Here is a 15,909-nt window from a genome sequence, read left to right on the forward strand (position 1 = left end):
GGTAAACAATGCCACGCAGCCTTAAGAAGGGCCCGTTCGTCGATGAGCACCTCCTCAACAAGGTTGATGCTCAGAACGAGGCCGGCACCAAGCAGGTCATCAAGACCTGGTCTCGCCGCTCCACCATTCTGCCCGATTTCATCGGTCACACCTTCGCCGTCCACGACGGCCGCAAGCATGTGCCGGTGTTCGTCGAGGACTCCATGGTGGGCCACAAGCTCGGCGAGTTCGCACCCACCAAGACCTTTAAGGGTCACGTCAAGGACGACAAGAAGGGACGTCGATAAGCGATGAGTGACACCATCACCTCCGCATCCGCAACGGCTCGCTACGTCCGCGTCACCCCGATGAAGGCACGCCGCGTCATCGACCTGGTTCGCGGAAAGTCCGTATCCGAGGCACTTGCAATCCTGAAGTACGCTCCGCAGGGCGCCGCTAAGCCGGTTGCCAAGGTTGTTGCTTCTGCAGCAGCCAACGCTGAGAACAACTTCGGTCTGGATCCGCGCACCCTGGTCATCTCCGAGGCATACGCCAACGAGGGTCCGACCATGCGTCGTTTCCAGCCGCGCGCACAGGGCCGCGCATTCATGATTCGTAAGCGCACCAGCCACATCACCGTGGTTGTCGAGAGCCAGAAGGAAGGGGCCAAGTAATGGGCCAGAAGATCCATCCTCACGGCCTACGTTTGGGTATCACTTCCGACTGGAAGACCCACTGGTACGCCGATAAGGACTACGCCAACTACGTAGCTGAAGACATCAAGATCCGCCAGTACCTGGAGAAGGGCCTCGACCGCGCCGGCATCGCCGACGTCGTCATCGAGCGCACCCGCGACCGCGTACGCGTCGACATTCACACTGCCCGCCCGGGCATCGTGATCGGCCGCCGCGGTGCTGAGGCTGACCGCATCCGCCGTGAGCTGGAGAAGCTCACCGGCAAGATGGTTGCCCTCAACATCCTCGAGGTCAAGCAGGTAGACGCCAACGCGACCCTGGTCGCGCAGTCCGTCGCCGAGCAGCTGGTCAACCGCGTGGCCTTCCGCCGCGCAATGCGCAAGGCCATCCAGTCCGCTATGCGCCAGCCGCAGGTTAAGGGTATTAAGATCCTCCTGTCTGGTCGTCTGGGCGGCGCTGAGATGTCCCGCACCGAGCGCTACCACGAGGGTCGCGTTCCGCTGCACACCCTTCGCGCCGAAATCGACTACGGCACCGCAGAGGCCCACACCACCTTCGGCCGCATTGGCATCAAGGTGTGGATCTACAAGGGTGACGTCGTCGGTGGCGTCCGCGAGTCCGAACTGAACGCTCCGTCGCAGGGCCGTGGCCGCGGTGACCGTAACGGTCGTCCGCGTCGTGGCGGCCAGCGTCGTCAGCGCGCACAGCAGAAGCAGGAGGGCTAATCCATGCTGATTCCTAAGCGCGTCAAGTACCGTCGTCAGCACCGCCCGACTCGTCGCGGTGTGTCTAAGGGCGGTAACCGCATCAACTTCGGTGACTACGCCATCCAGGCCCTCGAGCCGGCGTACATCACCAACCGCCAGATTGAGGCCGCACGTATTGCCATCAACCGCCACGTCAAGCGCGGTGGCAAGGTGTGGATCAACATCTTCCCGGACCGTCCGCTGACCCAGAAGCCGCTCGGTGTTCGTATGGGTTCCGGTAAGGGCCCCGTCGAGAAGTGGGTGGCCAACGTTAAGCCGGGCCGCGTCCTCTTCGAGATGACCTACCCGAACGACGAGGTCGCCATCGAGGCTCTGCGCCGCGCCGGCCAGAAGCTTCCGTGCAAGGTCCGCATCATCAAGAAGGAGGACCAGTTCTAATGGCTACCGGTACCCCCGCCCACGAGTTCCGTGAGCTCGACAACGCTGAGCTGGAGACCCGTCTGAAGGACGCGAAGGAAGAGCTCTTCAACCTTCGTTTCCAGAAGGCCACCGGCCAGCTGACCAACAACCGCCGCATCGGCACGGTTAAGCGCGACATTGCCCGCATCTACACCGTTCTGCGCGAGCGCGAGCTGGGCCTGTCCGTTGCTCCGGGAGCTGAGGCTTAATCATGAGTGAGGCAAACGTGAACACTAAGAAGGAAAAGGGCGCTCGCAAGACCCGCACCGGCATCGTTGTCTCCGACAAGATGGACAAGACCATCGTTGTCGAGCTCGAGGACCGTAAGCAGCACGCCCTCTACGGCAAGATCATGCGCTCTAACAAGAAGGTTAAGGCGCACGACGAGAACGAGACCGCCGGCATCGGCGACCGCGTTCTCATCGCCGAGACCCGCCCGCTGTCCAAGGACAAGCACTTCCGTCTCGTCGAGATCGTGGAGAAGGCTAAGTAAAATCTAGCCCTCCCACCCAAGTAAAGCCCCCACGTGGAAACGCGTGGGGGCTTCTTGCATGCCCGGGGAGGGCTTCCCGCGCGCACCGCGATTGCCCTCAGCGGCTGATAATCTGCTGGAGGTTCGCTCACAGAAAGGCTCTCACCGACATGAATTATCGCGCCCCGCTCGCCCTTACCGTCACCGCCGCGCTCGCTCTCGCCGGGTGCTCCAACCAGGAGGGCTCTGAGCCTGCGCTTAACGACGCCTCCCCGGCCGCACAGCAACAGACCCCCGCCGCCGCGGACCCGATAGCTAACGCCCGCAGCGTCTACGAGGAGGTGATTGCCCACCCTGGGGACATTGAGTTCAATTACCCCAACGAGGATGCAGGGCTTATCCACGGCACGAAGTCGACACCCTCCGGCTTCCAATATGCGCTCGTGGAGGCCACGGGCGACGACATCCCGGAGCTGCTCGTTCGCCGAGGCACGCTAGAGCCCAACCCGGTGGCGGTGTTTAGCACCGAGAACGACGGCCAAGACCTAGTCACGGTGAAGGACGTGCTGGTGGACGGCGCGGCCTCTGCCGGCGGATACCGCGCTAGCGTGATGGCGGCGGAATCGGGCGTGGGGCTAATCCAGGTCGAGGGCCAGTCCCTCAGTCGCTCCCACGATGCCACAGAGTTCACTATCGATGGCACGAAGCTGGTTGCGGGGCCCAAGTCCTCTTTCGACCCGAGCTCCGCCGGGCCGGCGGGCGCGAGAGCCATCGAGTGGACCGATACCGGAGATACGTCCGCCCTGGATGCCATCAGTGCCGCCGGCGCGGGGACCGACTCGGCGGACAACGGCGCTGAGGCCGAGGTGGCGGAAGGCCCGAACCCGACCCCGCCGGCCGGAATGGCGCCCGGGGGAAGCGACGCGTCCTCCGGCGCAGACCCCGCACCTGATGAAGGTGCTACCAGCGCGGGCGACCTCGAAAAGTGCACGTACCGCAAGAACCGCCAGCGGGTCGACGGCAATCCAGCCGATGTGCCCTCTACCGTGACTGGTACCGTCCGCAAGGCAAAGGCACGAGAACTGGCTGGCGATGACCCCAACATCGTGTCGGAAGGCTATGGGTCCACCGAGGTCTGGATGCTGGTTCTGGATTCGCCGGTGACGTTGAGCGGCGAGAAGAGCGGCTCGCGGGGCAAGGTGCTGGTCAGAGCAAACCAGGAATGCATCGGCCTCAACAAAGGGGATGCGTGGGACGGCTACGAGGGCACGAAGGTCACCTTGCCGGTTGATGGCGCGGGCGGATACTGGCAAAGCGATGTCAGCGTGCCCATGGGCTCGCTGCGCATGCCCTACATACCGGCAGACATCCTTTAGCGAACCCGGCGGTGGGTCAGCGCGATGGCGATGCTAAAGACGCTGAGCACCGCGCCCACCGCGAGCAAAAAAGTCCCGACGCGGTAGGGCGCGCCGCTGACGAGGTCGATGGTGCGGAAGACCTTGAGCCACACCAGCCAGCCGGCGATGAGCGCTAGTGCGCCCAGCGCGGAGACGGCGCGCAGCCCGCGCGTAGGGCGCTGGGCGGGGGCGAAGGCATGGAAGGAGGCGTCGACAAGCGCGGCAATGCCCACCAGCACGGACAGACCCATCGCAGCCGGCACCGGCAGCAGCGCGCCCGTCCCGAAGACGACGGGGAGAATGAAGGACACCGCGACGACGAGGAAGAGCAGTCCGTGGAGCGCGCCCGTGCGCAGGGGATAGGTCACAGCTTCTCCTCCACCTCGGCGCGGGTAGGCGGCTGCGCGCCGGTGCGCGAGACCGTGATTGCCGCTGCGGTGGCCGCGAAGTGGAGTACGTCGCGCCACTCGGATTCACCCAGCGCGCCCGGGTTCGTCTGCGCTAGCTGCGCGAGTAGAGCGGCCATGACGGTATCGCCCGCGCCGATGGTGTCCGCCACCTCCACGGTCACCGGTGGGACAGAGACAGTCACCGAGCCGGCGCGCACGCTGAGGCCCTCCCCACCGCGGGTGGTCACCACCACGGGAACCGACTCGAGGGCTTCGGCCCCAAGGAAGTCGACTTCTTCCTCGCTGAGCTTGAGCAGCGTGACGTGCGGCAACAACGACAAGAGGAATTCGCGGTGATCCTCGGTGGCAAAGAAGGGGCGGATGTTCGGATCCAGAGCCACCTTCGTGCCGCGGGCGGCCAGCTCCTTAAGCAGCTCCGCGTAGCGTGAGGCTCCCGGTTCCAGAGCAAGGGAGACGGTGCCGAAGCAGGCCCAGGAGACGTCGTCAAGCACCGGCTCCACCAGCCGGTCCGCCGTGCCCTCAGTGTAGAAGGAGTAGGTGGCCGAGCCGTCGTCGGCGATAGCGCACGCCGCCAACGTGGTGGGCTCCTCGCCGCGCTGCACCAGGGAGGTATCCACGCCCTCCTCCTGCAGGCGGTCCACCATCGCGCAACCGTACGCGTCCGTGGACAACCGCGATTGAAACCCCACGTCAGCGCCCAAGCGCCCCGCCGCCACCGCGACGTTGAAGGGGCCACCGCCCAGCGCCGGGGTAAGGTCCGCCAGCCGCCCGCGGCCGCGCGGAACGAGGTCAACGAGTCCTTCGCCACACACCATAATGTCCATAAAGCCCATAGTATCGAGGACATGAACTACCGTCCGCGTTACCATCTCTCCGCCCCCACAGGCCGCCTCAACGACCCGAACGGCCTCTTCCTCGACGGCACCACGCTGCATGCTTATTACCAGCATGATCCCTGCTTCCCGCACGCGCCGAAGCAGACCGGCTGGGGGCATGCGGCAGCCTCCGTGGAAGCGCCGGAGCCGTGGCGGCACTACCCGGACGCCCTGTATCCCATCCGTGGGCACGACGCGCACGGCTGCTACTCCGGCGGCGCGGTGGTCGACGGGGAGGACGTGTGGCTCTTCTACACCGGAAACCTCAAGCGCGACGGCGAGCGCATCCCGTCGCAGAACCGGGTGCGCGCGGTGGATGCCTCTGGCCCGGAAGGCGGCTTCTACGAGCACGACGCCGCGAACCCGCTCATCAATGGGCCCGCGGAGGGCTTTACCGGGCATTACCGCGACCCGCAGATTACCCGCGATGCTCAGGGCTGGCGCATGGTCCTTGGCGCCCAGAGAGAGGACGAGACCGGGCACGTGGTGCTTTACCGCTCCGCGGACCTTGCTTCATGGTCCTTCCAGGGCGCGCTGACCTTCGACACGTCTGGTGCGCAACCGGGCTTAAGCCCGGACATGGTGCCGGGCGGCTACATGTGGGAGTGCCCCAACCTCCTCACGCTGCGGGACCGCGCGACGGGTCAGGACAAGGAGGTCCTGGTCATCTGCCCGCAAGGATTGGAGCCGGTGCTTGCCGACGGCACTACGCACTACGCCTCCTCCGACCAGTGCGGCTACCTCGTGGGACGCCTCGAAGGAACCGTCTTCCACGTCGAGCGCGGCTTTAGCGAGCTGGACTACGGCCACCAGTTTTATGCGCCCCAACTGCTGGAGCGTGACGGTGAGGCGCTCATGCTGGGCTGGATGGGGCTGCCCGCCCAGGACGACACCCCGACCGTGGCCCAGGGCTGGGTGCACACGCTCACCCTGCCGCGGCGCGTGTGGTTGGAGGCGGGGGAGCTGCGCCAGGCACCGGCGTGGTCGCTGGCATCAGTGCCGCCGGAGCCGGCCCGCGAGGGCTTCGGGTCGGTGGCCACGCTGACCGCGGGCGAGGGCACGTACGCGCTTGTCGATTCCTCCGGGGCCGAGGCCTACCGCGTCACCTACGGCGGGGGAGAGCTGCGCCTGGCCTCTGGTGATGATGAGCGCGTGGTGCCCTGCCCGGCCGGAGACCTGGAGCTCATCGCGGACGGCTGCGCGGTGGAGGTCTTTGCGGGGGAGGGGCGGATTGCGGCGGCGTCGGCAGTCTTTGGCGCCCGCGATGCCCGCTGGCGGGGCTGGGAAGCCCGTTAGGGCGTGAAGTTTCCTACATATAGGTCCGAATAGTTGGCTTTATGTTGGTGTGTCGGGTCTAATGAGAGGTGACGCTATTTAGTTCATCTCACTCTAGGAGGCACGGCGGCATGGATCACTCTCAAGTCGCGCAGCGAACCCTCACAGCCATCGGCGGCGAAGACAACATCGTCGCCCTCGCGCACTGCGCCACCCGCCTGCGCATGGTGCTCAAGGACAGCAAGAAGGTCGACACGGCCGCGCTGGAAAATGACCCGGACCTCAAGGGCATCTTCGAGGCCGGCGGCATGTTCCAGGTCATCGTCGGCCCGGGCGACGTCAACATTGTCTTTGACGAGCTCAACAAGATGACCTCGAAGGACATCGCTGTATCCACCGACAAGCTCAAGGACATCGCGGCTGATTCCGGCAACTGGTTCTCCCGCGCGGTGAAGATCCTGGCGGACATCTTCGTGCCACTCATCCCGATTCTGGTCGGCGGCGGTCTGCTCATGGCGCTCAACAACGTGCTGACCGCCAACGGCCTGTTCGGCGAGCAGTCCGTCATCGAGATGTACCCGGCCATGGCGGACGTGGCGGGGCTTATCAACCTCCTGGCCTCCGCGCCGTTTGCCTTCCTGCCCATCCTGGTGGGCTTCACCGCCACCAAGCGTTTTGGCGGCAACGAGTTCCTCGGCGCGGGTATGGCCATGGCGATGGTGATGCCGGATCTGGTCAATGGCTACCAGGTCGCCGCCACCATCGACGCTGGGGAGATGAACTACTGGAACATCTTCGGCCTGGACGTCGCCCAGGCGGGCTACCAGGGCACCATCCTGCCCATCCTGGTGATCGCCTGGATCCTGGCCACCATTGAGAAGTTCCTGCACAAGCACCTCAAGGGCACCGTGGACTTCATGCTCACCCCGCTGCTCACCCTGCTGGTGACGGGCTTTATCACCTTCATCGCGGTGGGCCCGGTCCTGCGCACCGCCGGCGACATGCTGGGTGCGGGGCTCAACGACCTCTACACCTTCGCCGGCCCGGTCGGTGGCTTCATCTTCGGCCTGTTCTACTCGCCGATTGTCATTACCGGCCTGCACCAGTCCTTCCCGCCGATTGAGACGATGCTGTGGAACGAGGGCGGCTCCTTTATCTTCGCGGTGGCGTCCATTGCCAACATCGCGCAGGGTGGCGTGGCCCTGGCCGTGTACTTCCTCACCAAGTCCGAGAAGCTCAAGGGCCTATCCGGTGCCTCGGGCGTCTCCGCGCTCTTCGGTATTACTGAGCCGGCCATCTTCGGTGTGAACCTGCGCCTGCGCTGGCCGTTCTACATCGGCATGGGTGCTTCCGCCATCGCCGCGACGCTCGTTGCGCTTTTCGACGTCAAAGCTACCGCCCTCGGCGCCGCCGGCTTTATCGGCTTCGTCTCCATGCGCCCGGAGGACTACACGCAGTTCTTCGTTTGTGCCTTCGCCTCCCTCATCCTGTCCTTCGGCGCTGCTTTTGCCTACGGCCGCTACCTGATTGCCAAGAACGGCTCCATCGACCCGGATGGGGCCGGTGCCGCCACCGCTGTGGGCGGCGATGTTCCCTCCGCTACCGCTGATCCGAACGCCTACCGCGTGGCCTCCCCGCTGGAAGGCACCGCCGTGGCGCTGTCCTCTGTCTCTGACCCGATGTTCGCTGCCGGCAAGCTCGGTGCGGGCGGTGCCATCGAACCCACCGAGGGCCGCCTGGTCTCCCCGATCGACGGCAAGGTCACCGTCACCTTCCCCTCCAAGCACGCTTACGCCGTGCGCGGCAAGGACGCCGACGGTAACAATGTCGACATCCTCATGCACATCGGCTTCGACACCGTGAACCTCAAGGGCGAGCACTTCACCTCTCACGTCTCCAAGGGCGACGAGGTCAAGGAGGGTGACCTCCTCTGCGAGTTTGATATCGAGGCCATCAAGGCTGCCGACTATCCGGTGACCACCCCGGTTGTTGTGTCCAACTCCAAGAAGACGGGCACGGTGCTGCCGGCGTACCACCCGGGTGCGGACGTGAGCTTCGGCGACGCCCTGCTCACCGTCGACCCGAAGCCGGCCCCCGCCGCCGAGGCCGGCAGCGCGGCGCCGGCCGCGGGCGGCTCGGCAGTTCCAGCCTCAAACGCCTAATCCTTCACCGCTATAAGGCCCCGGCATTCGTCGGGGCCTTTGCCGTTGGGAGGGCGGGCCTACTTGCCATGTGTCCAGACCTGAAAGGCGAACCACGCTGGGCGTCGTCAAGCACGGCGCCGGCGCTTGACGACGCCCACCTGCACCGCTTGGCTTCCAGGTCTGGCTATGTGGAGCGGGGTAGTGACACAGCGAGGAGGGGGAGCGCGTGGCGCGCGTGCGGGATTTGGGGAAATGGGGTATGGCGTGGTTGAATGTACGGGTTGCATATGGCCGGTCGGTGCAGCGCGATGCGTTTCCGAATCGCCGCACCGAGACCCTTCGACCGCTGTGAACAGCGCGTTCGTCGCACAACCTATGCCACGCAAGCAAGTAGACCAGGTGTGTCAAGGACGGAAATCTTGACGCACGTTAATCCAGGTCAGGAGACCCATAGTGATTCAGCAAGAATCGCGTCTGCGCGTCGCCGACAACTCCGGTGCACGAGAGATCCTCGTCATCCGCGTTCTCGGCGGCTCCGTTCGACGTTTCGCTGGCATTGGTGACATTGTCGTCGCCACTGTCAAGGATGCCACCCCGGGTGGCAACGTAAAGGAAGGCGATGTCGTCAAGGCCGTCATCGTCCGTGCCAAGAAGGAGACCCGTCGCCCGGACGGCTCCTACATCGCATTCGATGAAAACGCCGCAGTTATTCTGAAGGGCGACAGCGAGCCGCGCGGTACCCGCATCTTCGGCCCGGTTGCTCGCGAGCTTCGTGATAAGCGTTTCATGAAGATCGTTTCTCTCGCACCGGAGGTGATCTAGTCTTATGAAGATTCATAAGGGCGATATGGTGATCGTTATTTCGGGTCCGGATAAGGGCGCGAAGGGCAAGGTCATCGAGGCATACCCGAAGCGCGACAAGGTCCTCGTTGAGGGCGTTAACCGCGTTAAGAAGCACGTTGCTAACTCCGCTACCGAGCGTGGCGCCGAGTCCGGCGGAATCGTGACCCAGGAAGCTCCGATCCACGTGTCCAACGTTGCGATCGTTGACTCCGAGGGCAACCCGACCCGCGTGGGCTACCGTTTCGATGAAAACGGCAAGAAGGTCCGCATCGCACGTAGCAACGGGAAGGACATCTAACATGAGCGAGAACTACACTCCGCGTCTGAAGACCCGCTACCGCGAGGAAATCAAGAAGGCTCTCAACGAAGAGTTCAAGTACGACAATGTGATGCAGATTCCGGGCGTCACCAAGGTCGTTGTCAACATGGGTGTGGGCGACGCTGCCCGCGACTCCAAGCTGATCAACGGCGCACTCGAGGACCTCACCGCGATCACCGGCCAGAAGCCGCAGGTGCGTCGCGCGAAGAAGTCCATCGCTAACTTCAAGCTCCGTGAGGGCATGCCCATCGGCGCACGCGTTACCCTGCGCGGCGACCGCATGTGGGAGTTCCTGGACCGCCTGCTGACCATCGCGCTGCCGCGTATTCGCGACTTCCGTGGTCTCAGCGACCAGCAGTTCGACGGCCACGGCAACTACACCTTCGGTCTTACTGAGCAGACCATGTTCTACGAGATCGACATCGACAAGGTGGACCGCCCGCGCGGTATGGACATCACCGTCGTGACCTCCGCTACCAACGACGAGGAGGGCCGCAAGCTCCTGCGCGAGCTCGGCTTCCCGTTCAAGTAAATAGCGCTTGAGGCAATCCCTCGGCACTCCTAAAGGAGTCCGGGGGATTTTGTCATTCCTGGGGGCACGCACACGTGATGTGCTTACTAGGAACAGTGACCTACGTCAGAGTACGATGGGAAAGTCTCAATAACTCTATCGTGCGAGGTAAAGCATGTCTCTCAACGAATCTGCAGCAGCCGCGGTGAACAAGAAGGTCACACTTCTCGATGAATCCTTTTCCCGCTTTGCTGTGCGCTCGACGCTGGCCGGCGTGTACCTGACTATCGGTACGGCGTTTGCGGCGGTGCTGGGTATGGGCGTCGACAAGCATATGCCCGGTATGGGGCCGCTCGTCTTCGCCTGTCTCTTTGGCCTGGGCCTGTTTGCCATCATCATTCTGGGCGCTGACCTGGCTACCGGCAACATGATGTACATGGTCTACGGTGCGGTGAACAAGAAGGTCAGCTGGGGCAAGGGCCTGTGGCTTTTGGTCGTCACCACGGTGTTCAACCTGGTGGGCGTGGTGCTTTTTGCAGCGGCTATGGGCGTGTCGGCGAAGCTGGGAAATATCGACCCGAACCATCTCATCGCCACGTTGTCGATGGGCAAGCTGGAGAAGGGCCCCGGCGGGATGCTCGTTGAGGCCATCCTGGCTAACTTCGTGGTCAACATGGCGATTGTAGGTGCGGTCTTTGCTAAAGACATCGTGTCCAAGTTCTTTGTTATCGTGCCGATTATCGCCTGCTTCGTGGGCTTGGGCCTGGAGCACGTTATTGCGAACTTCTGCCTGATGGTGCTGACCTTCTTCTGTGCCAGTCCGCTGCCGGAGGGTTTCACCCTCGCTGCGGTGTTGACCAACTGGTCCATCGTGTGGGTAGGAAACCTCATCGGTGGAGGCTTCCTTATTGGTGGCGTGTACGCCTGGCTTAACTCCGGCCCGGAAGCGTACCGCGACTAAGCTCGCCCGAATAGAGGTTAAAGCGGTCCCCGCGGGCAAAGCCAACCAGCGCCATGCCGGTTTCCCGGGCGGTCTCGACTGCCAGCGAGGACGCCGCGGAGACCGCGACGAGCATGCCGAAACCGGCCATCGCTGCCTTGTTGACAAGCTCGAAGCTGGCGCGCGAGCTCATTACTAGTATGAGGTCGTTGGCAGGCAGTTTGTCCTCCATGAGCAGGTGGCCAATGACCTTGTCGGCGGCGTTGTGCCGGCCCACGTCCTCGCGGACGACGATGGGTTCGCCGTCGAGGGTAAACGCGCCCGCGGCGTGGATGCCGCCGGTCTTGCGGAACTGCTTCTGCTCGGCGCTTAAGGCACTGGGCAGCTTGGCGACGACCCCCGGATCCACCGGGACCTGCGGAATCTCGTAGCGGGTTTGCTTCATCAGCGCCTCGATGGAGGAGGTTCCACAGGCCCCACAGGCGGACGTCGTGGTGGTCAGGCGCAGATCCTTCAGCGCGAACGGCTGGGCGTTGGTGAGCTCCAGGTCTAGGAGGTTGTAGGGGTTGCGCCCGTCCACGGACGCGCCCGCGCAGTAGCGCGCCTCCTGCACGTCGCTGGCTTTGTCGATGTGCCCCTCGGAATGAAGGAAGCCGTGGGCCAGTTCGACGTCGTGGCCGGGCGTGCGCATCGTGGTGGTCAGGGTCTGGCCGCCGACACGGAGCTCCAGTGGTTCTTCGCCGGCGACGGTATCGCCGCGGGTATCGACCTGTGTGACCTGCCCGGTGTCATCGAGGCGCACCTTGGTCACAGCAAACGTGGCGTTGACGCGCCCGCTCATCGGTTCAGGGCCTCCTTCAGGGTAGCGATGTGTGCGCGGGCCTCGTCGACGTCCTGGGCGGCCAAGCCCACCAGGTACGCCGTCAGTGGGGCAGCGGGGCGAGACTGCGTATGTGCCACGTCCTTAGTCAGGTCCAGCAGCTCTTTGATGAGGGCGGTGGCGTCGGCCGGGGAGACGCCAACAAGCTCAGCAGCCTCCTCGAGCCATTCGTGCGCGGTGCGGATGGGGTCCTGTTCTTCACTCATGACGTTCCATGCTAACGCGTTTTGGAAAACTGCATGTCAGGGGGTAAGGTGAAGCGCTGGACTTGCATTCAACCCCCGCGTGACGCCGCATAAAGCGGCTCCACGCTGGGAAAAGTGCGAAGCCATGAAGAATTGAACACATCTACTTTGTTGTAGGCCCCTCGCCGTAGATAGCGGACCGTTGTCTGAATCAAAGGGTGGCGAGCGCCTCACGGTATTGACCGTGGGGAGCGTGAGTAGCCCGAAATCACACGGAAAACGCTTTGGTGAGCATTGGGAACCGCAACGAGAAAGGTTACAGGTCACTCATATGACTATGACTGATCCTATTGCCGACATGCTGTCGCGCGTGCGCAACGCATCTAATGCGCACCACGACTCCGTGTCGATGCCGACCTCTAAGCTCAAGGCAAGCATTGCCGAGATCATGAAGCAGGAAGGCTACATCGCTGACTACTCCGTCGAGGGTCGCGAGCTGTCCCTCGAGCTTAAGTACAACAACCGCGAGCGTTCCCTGTCGGGCCTGCGCCGCGTGTCTAAGCCGGGTCTGCGTGTGTACGCAAAGTCCACCGAATTGCCGAAGGTTCTGGGCGGCCTGGGCGTGGCCATCATCTCCACGTCGCAGGGCCTGCTCACTGACCGCCAGGCTCAGGAGAAGGGTGTAGGCGGAGAAGTTCTCGCCTACATCTGGTAAGGGAGGATTGACACATGTCTCGTATCGGTCTAGCACCTATCGCCGTCCCGAAGGGCGTCGACATCACCATCAACGGCCAGGTCGTTAACGTCAAGGGCACCAAGGGTGCTCTGGACGTGGAGATCCCGGAGCCGATCACCGCAGCTGTCGAGGACGATGAGATCAAGGTCTCCCGTCCGGACGATGACCGCAAGAACCGCGCTCTGCACGGTCTGGCCCGCTCCCTGGTCAACAACGCTGTTGTCGGCGTGACCGAGGGCTACACCAAGAAGATGGAAATCTTCGGCGTTGGTTACCGCGTTCAGCAGAAGGGCAAGGACCTGGAGTTCGCTCTGGGCTACTCCCACCCGATCCTCATTGAGGCTCCGGAGGGCATCACCTTCGCTGTGGATGGCGCAACCAAGCTCTCCGTATCTGGTATTGACAAGCAACTGGTTGGACAGGTCGCCGCGTACATTCGCCGCCTGCGTAAGGATGATCCTTACAAGGGCAAGGGCATTCGTTACGAAGGCGAGCAGATCCGCCGCAAGGTCGGAAAGACGGGTAAGTAAGCAATGGCTAACACTGAAAACGCAAAGCGCACCCCGGTCGGCAAGGACATTTCCACGCGTCGTCGTGAAGCACGCGCGCGCCGCCACTTCCGTATCCGTAAGACCCTGCGCGGCACCCCTGAGGCACCGCGTCTGGTCATTCACCGCTCCTCCCGCCACATGCACGTCCAGGTCATCGACGACCTGGCCGGCCACACCCTGGTCGCTGCTTCCTCCATGGAGGCCGACGTGCGTGCGCTCGAGGGCGACAAGAAGGCCAAGGCAGCCAAGGTAGGCCAGCTCGTTGCTGAGCGCGCCAAGGCCGCTGGCATCGAGCAAGTCGTCTTCGACCGTGCAGGCTACAAGTACCACGGCCGCGTTGCTGCGCTGGCCGACGCCGCTCGTGAAGGTGGTCTGCAGTTCTAATGATTAAGGCACACGGAAACATCAACGGAAGGAACGCCTAATGTCGGACCGTGAACAGCGTGACGGCGGACGCTCCGCCGAGAACAACAACAACGACCGCAAGGGTCGCAACAACGGCCGTCGTAACGACCGCCGCAACCAGCAGGACAACGAGCGCGATAAGTACATCGAGCGCGTTGTGACCATCAACCGCGTCTCCAAGACCGTCAAGGGTGGCCGCAACATGTCCTTCACCGCTCTCGTCGTCGTGGGCGACGGCCAGGGCATGGTCGGCGTCGGCTACGGCAAGGCCAAGGAAGTCCCGGCCGCAATCCAGAAGGGTGCCGAGGAAGCTCGCAAGAACTTCTTCCGCGTTCCGATGATTGCCGGCACCATCACCCACCCGGTTGAGGGTCGCGACGCAGCTGGCATCGTCATGATGAAGCCGGCCGCTCCGGGTACTGGTGTCATCGCCGGTGGTGCTGCTCGTCCGGTGCTTGAGTGCGCTGGCGTGCAGGACATCCTGTCGAAGTCCCTGGGCTCCGACAACGCTCTCAACGTCGTCCGCGCTACCGTGGACGGCCTCAAGCAGCTGGTTCGCCCGGAGGAAGTTGCCGCACGTCGTGGCAAGTCCCTCGAAGAGGTTGCACCGGCCCAGATGCTGCGCAAGCGCGCAGGTCAGGAGGCATAAGCAATGGCTCTGAAGATTACTCAGGTTAAGGGCCTTGTGGGCACCAAGCCGAACCACCGCAAGAACATTGAGGCTCTCGGCCTCAAGCGCATCGGACACACTGTGGTCAAGCAGGACACCCCGATCGTGCGCGGCATGGTTCACAAGGTGCGTCACCTGGTCACCGTCGAAGAAGTGGCAGGGGAGTAAACCATGGCTGATATCATCAAGCTCCACGACCTGCGCCCGACCGCAGGAGCAAACAAGCCCAAGACCCGCGTAGGCCGCGGTGAGGCATCCAAGGGTAAGACCGCCGGCCGTGGTACCAAGGGTACCGGCGCTCGTAAGCAGGTTTCCGCTGCTTTCGAGGGTGGCCAGATGCCGATTCACATGCGTCTGCCGAAGCTTAAGGGCTTCAAGAACCCGAACCACGTTGAGTACCAGGTAGTCAACGTTGCTGACCTCGCAGAGGCATTCGCCAACGGTGGCGACGTCACCGTTGCCGACATCGTCGCTGCAGGCCTGGTCCGCAAGGGCCAGCCGGTCAAGGTTCTGGGCAACGGCGACATCAACGTGAAGTTGAACGTCACCGCTGACAAGTTCTCCAAGTCTGCTGTTGAGAAGATCGAGGCCGCTGGCGGCACCGCCACCACCAAGTAATTCTCTCCAGGCTGTGTAGAGAGCCTTCGGACCCTCCTGCCTGCCGCCTTCACAGGTGGCCGGTGGGAGGGCCTTTGGCGTTTTAGGGACGGGGGTAAAGGTGCCTTAGGGGCGGAACCTTATGGCCGAAAGGTTATGCAGCGACCTGGGGTTTTGCCGATTGGCGGCTCTAAAGGGTATTTCTCAAACGGTCCCTTTCCTCGAGAGCCTGCGGAATACCTGATAAATTCACCAGCTTTTTGCACCTGCAGTGGGGTGTGTGGCAGCGTTGCTAGCTGTTGGAGGAGTGGGGGCCTTGGCAAAGGTCCAGCGCAGTACAGGGATTGGGAAGGCCTGAAGAATCTAAGAGAAAGTGGCAAATATTTACTGGGGGTGCTATATTTCTTGCACAGGTTACAAATATTTGATTCTCAGGAGTTCGTCGTGCCTTCATTTACTTCTTTCGTTGCCGGTCTGGTCGCGTTTATCATGTCTATCTTCGGCATCAGCGCGCCGGTGGATAACAACAAGGTTGTGGACTTCCATCCGGCCGCGGCACACGTGGAGAACGCCGTGCCGGCAGACGAGGCGCCGGCGGCTACCCCGGGCGAGCAACTCACCCCGCAGCAGGCTGTGGAGCGCGAGCTGACCCTGGCCACCCAGGAACTGGGTCACGAGTTCGTGAGCGTGCGCTTCGAGGGCACCGACACCGCCCACCTCATGTTCTTCGAGACCTACAACCCGGACACCGACCAGGCAGCTGTGGACCGCGTCATGAAGGCGCTAGCGGATAACGGCTTTACCCGCGTCGACGCGGTGGCCTAAAGGCACGACAAACCACAAGTGAACCCCGCCCCAA

General features: G+C 63.2%; 24 protein-coding genes. 20 read left to right on the forward strand and 4 right to left on the reverse strand.

Translation table 11 applies throughout. From position 1 onward, the window contains the following. Positions 1 to 8 precede the first annotated feature (8 nt). The 7 genes from rpsS (at position 9) to ACKFR8_RS10965 (ending at position 3,688) form a co-directional block, all read left to right on the forward strand. Positions 9 to 287: a 30S ribosomal protein S19 gene (gene rpsS, locus ACKFR8_RS10935; RefSeq protein ID WP_010189646.1), complete on the forward strand. Its 279-nt coding sequence runs from the start codon at positions 9 to 11 to the stop codon at positions 285 to 287. 3 nt (positions 288 to 290) lie between these two features. Beyond that, positions 291 to 653, forward strand: a complete 363-nt coding sequence (gene rplV / locus ACKFR8_RS10940) for a 50S ribosomal protein L22 (protein WP_039673710.1) — start codon at positions 291 to 293, stop codon at positions 651 to 653. Next, positions 653 to 1,399 carry a 30S ribosomal protein S3 gene (rpsC, locus tag ACKFR8_RS10945; protein WP_408930062.1) on the forward strand — a complete coding sequence of 249 codons (747 nt, stop codon included), beginning with the start codon at positions 653 to 655 and terminating at the stop codon, positions 1,397 to 1,399. Before rplV ends, rpsC begins: the two co-directional genes overlap by 1 nt. A gap of 3 nt (positions 1,400 to 1,402) precedes the next feature. Further along, complete coding sequence (rplP, locus tag ACKFR8_RS10950) at positions 1,403 to 1,819, forward strand: 50S ribosomal protein L16 (protein WP_408930063.1); 417 nt, start codon at positions 1,403 to 1,405, stop codon at positions 1,817 to 1,819. Beyond that, entirely contained in the window at positions 1,819 to 2,049 is a 231-nt protein-coding gene (gene rpmC, locus ACKFR8_RS10955) for a 50S ribosomal protein L29 (protein ID WP_005276944.1), read from the forward strand. Before rplP ends, rpmC begins: the two co-directional genes overlap by 1 nt. A gap of 2 nt (positions 2,050 to 2,051) precedes the next feature. Beyond that, positions 2,052 to 2,333, forward strand: a complete 282-nt coding sequence (gene rpsQ / locus ACKFR8_RS10960; RefSeq protein ID WP_296134905.1) for a 30S ribosomal protein S17 — start codon at positions 2,052 to 2,054, stop codon at positions 2,331 to 2,333. 149 nt (positions 2,334 to 2,482) lie between these two features. Further along, on the forward strand, positions 2,483 to 3,688 hold the full coding sequence (locus ACKFR8_RS10965) for a hypothetical protein (protein WP_306508366.1): 1,206 nt from the start codon (positions 2,483 to 2,485) through the stop codon (positions 3,686 to 3,688). On the opposite strand, the gene ACKFR8_RS10970 is transcribed toward ACKFR8_RS10965, so the two are convergent. Both ACKFR8_RS10970 and ACKFR8_RS10975 read right to left on the reverse strand, forming a co-directional pair. Beyond that, complete coding sequence (locus ACKFR8_RS10970) at positions 3,685 to 4,077, reverse strand: hypothetical protein (protein WP_306508365.1); 393 nt, start codon at positions 4,075 to 4,077, stop codon at positions 3,685 to 3,687. The genes ACKFR8_RS10965 and ACKFR8_RS10970 overlap by 4 nt on opposite strands. Beyond that, on the reverse strand, positions 4,074 to 4,943 hold the full coding sequence (locus ACKFR8_RS10975; RefSeq protein ID WP_306508364.1) for a carbohydrate kinase family protein: 870 nt from the start codon (positions 4,941 to 4,943) through the stop codon (positions 4,074 to 4,076). The genes ACKFR8_RS10970 and ACKFR8_RS10975 overlap by 4 nt, the downstream gene beginning before the upstream one ends. A gap of 21 nt (positions 4,944 to 4,964) precedes the next feature. Between ACKFR8_RS10975 and ACKFR8_RS10980 the strand changes: the two genes are divergently transcribed. The 6 genes from ACKFR8_RS10980 to ACKFR8_RS11005 all read left to right on the forward strand — a co-directional run bounded on the left by ACKFR8_RS10980 (position 4,965) and on the right by ACKFR8_RS11005 (position 11,047). Then, positions 4,965 to 6,290 (forward strand): glycoside hydrolase family 32 protein, encoded by a 1,326-nt coding sequence (locus ACKFR8_RS10980; RefSeq protein ID WP_306508363.1) that lies wholly within the window; start codon positions 4,965 to 4,967, stop codon positions 6,288 to 6,290. 110 nt (positions 6,291 to 6,400) lie between these two features. Next, entirely contained in the window at positions 6,401 to 8,431 is a 2,031-nt protein-coding gene (locus ACKFR8_RS10985) for a sucrose-specific PTS transporter subunit IIBC (protein WP_408930064.1), read from the forward strand. A 435-nt stretch (positions 8,432 to 8,866) separates the two neighbouring features. Next, positions 8,867 to 9,235, forward strand: a complete 369-nt coding sequence (gene rplN, locus ACKFR8_RS10990; protein WP_296134921.1) for a 50S ribosomal protein L14 — start codon at positions 8,867 to 8,869, stop codon at positions 9,233 to 9,235. Positions 9,236 to 9,239: 4 nt separating this feature from the next. Continuing rightward, positions 9,240 to 9,554, forward strand: a complete 315-nt coding sequence (rplX, locus tag ACKFR8_RS10995; protein WP_005527724.1) for a 50S ribosomal protein L24 — start codon at positions 9,240 to 9,242, stop codon at positions 9,552 to 9,554. 1 nt (position 9,555) lies between these two features. Continuing rightward, positions 9,556 to 10,107 carry a 50S ribosomal protein L5 gene (gene rplE / locus ACKFR8_RS11000; protein WP_408930065.1) on the forward strand — a complete coding sequence of 184 codons (552 nt, stop codon included), beginning with the start codon at positions 9,556 to 9,558 and terminating at the stop codon, positions 10,105 to 10,107. Positions 10,108 to 10,261: 154 nt separating this feature from the next. Beyond that, entirely contained in the window at positions 10,262 to 11,047 is a 786-nt protein-coding gene (locus ACKFR8_RS11005) for a formate/nitrite transporter family protein (protein ID WP_408930066.1), read from the forward strand. Here the strand turns inward: ACKFR8_RS11005 and fdhD are convergent. Together fdhD and ACKFR8_RS11015 are read right to left on the reverse strand one after the other, a co-directional pair. Further along, positions 11,016 to 11,867: a formate dehydrogenase accessory sulfurtransferase FdhD gene (fdhD, locus tag ACKFR8_RS11010; RefSeq protein WP_408930067.1), complete on the reverse strand. Its 852-nt coding sequence runs from the start codon at positions 11,865 to 11,867 to the stop codon at positions 11,016 to 11,018. The two genes, ACKFR8_RS11005 and fdhD, sit on opposite strands and share 32 nt — an antisense overlap. Beyond that, positions 11,864 to 12,112 (reverse strand): DUF6457 domain-containing protein, encoded by a 249-nt coding sequence (locus tag ACKFR8_RS11015; RefSeq protein ID WP_296135224.1) that lies wholly within the window; start codon positions 12,110 to 12,112, stop codon positions 11,864 to 11,866. Before ACKFR8_RS11015 ends, fdhD begins: the two co-directional genes overlap by 4 nt. A 310-nt stretch (positions 12,113 to 12,422) precedes the next feature. Here ACKFR8_RS11015 and rpsH point away from each other — a divergent pair, with 310 nt between their 5' ends. From rpsH to ACKFR8_RS11050, 7 genes are all read left to right on the forward strand, one after another. Next, complete coding sequence (gene rpsH / locus ACKFR8_RS11020; RefSeq protein ID WP_408930068.1) at positions 12,423 to 12,806, forward strand: 30S ribosomal protein S8; 384 nt, start codon at positions 12,423 to 12,425, stop codon at positions 12,804 to 12,806. A 14-nt stretch (positions 12,807 to 12,820) separates the two neighbouring features. After that, a complete protein-coding gene (gene rplF / locus ACKFR8_RS11025) occupies positions 12,821 to 13,357 on the forward strand; it encodes a 50S ribosomal protein L6 (RefSeq protein ID WP_408930069.1) in 537 nt (178 codons plus the stop codon). A gap of 3 nt (positions 13,358 to 13,360) precedes the next feature. Continuing rightward, positions 13,361 to 13,762: a 50S ribosomal protein L18 gene (rplR, locus tag ACKFR8_RS11030; protein WP_408930070.1), complete on the forward strand. Its 402-nt coding sequence runs from the start codon at positions 13,361 to 13,363 to the stop codon at positions 13,760 to 13,762. 40 nt (positions 13,763 to 13,802) lie between these two features. After that, complete coding sequence (gene rpsE, locus ACKFR8_RS11035; protein WP_408930071.1) at positions 13,803 to 14,432, forward strand: 30S ribosomal protein S5; 630 nt, start codon at positions 13,803 to 13,805, stop codon at positions 14,430 to 14,432. 3 nt (positions 14,433 to 14,435) lie between these two features. Further along, positions 14,436 to 14,621, forward strand: a complete 186-nt coding sequence (rpmD, locus tag ACKFR8_RS11040; protein WP_408930072.1) for a 50S ribosomal protein L30 — start codon at positions 14,436 to 14,438, stop codon at positions 14,619 to 14,621. Positions 14,622 to 14,624: 3 nt separating this feature from the next. Further along, positions 14,625 to 15,071 (forward strand): 50S ribosomal protein L15, encoded by a 447-nt coding sequence (gene rplO / locus ACKFR8_RS11045; protein ID WP_408930073.1) that lies wholly within the window; start codon positions 14,625 to 14,627, stop codon positions 15,069 to 15,071. 423 nt (positions 15,072 to 15,494) lie between these two features. Further along, positions 15,495 to 15,875 carry a hypothetical protein gene (locus ACKFR8_RS11050; RefSeq protein WP_306508339.1) on the forward strand — a complete coding sequence of 127 codons (381 nt, stop codon included), beginning with the start codon at positions 15,495 to 15,497 and terminating at the stop codon, positions 15,873 to 15,875. The last annotated feature ends 34 nt before the right edge of the window (positions 15,876 to 15,909 follow it).

This window comes from Corynebacterium axilliensis, assembly GCF_046097495.1.
In the GTDB taxonomy this organism is placed as follows: Bacteria; Actinomycetota; Actinomycetes; order Mycobacteriales; family Mycobacteriaceae; genus Corynebacterium.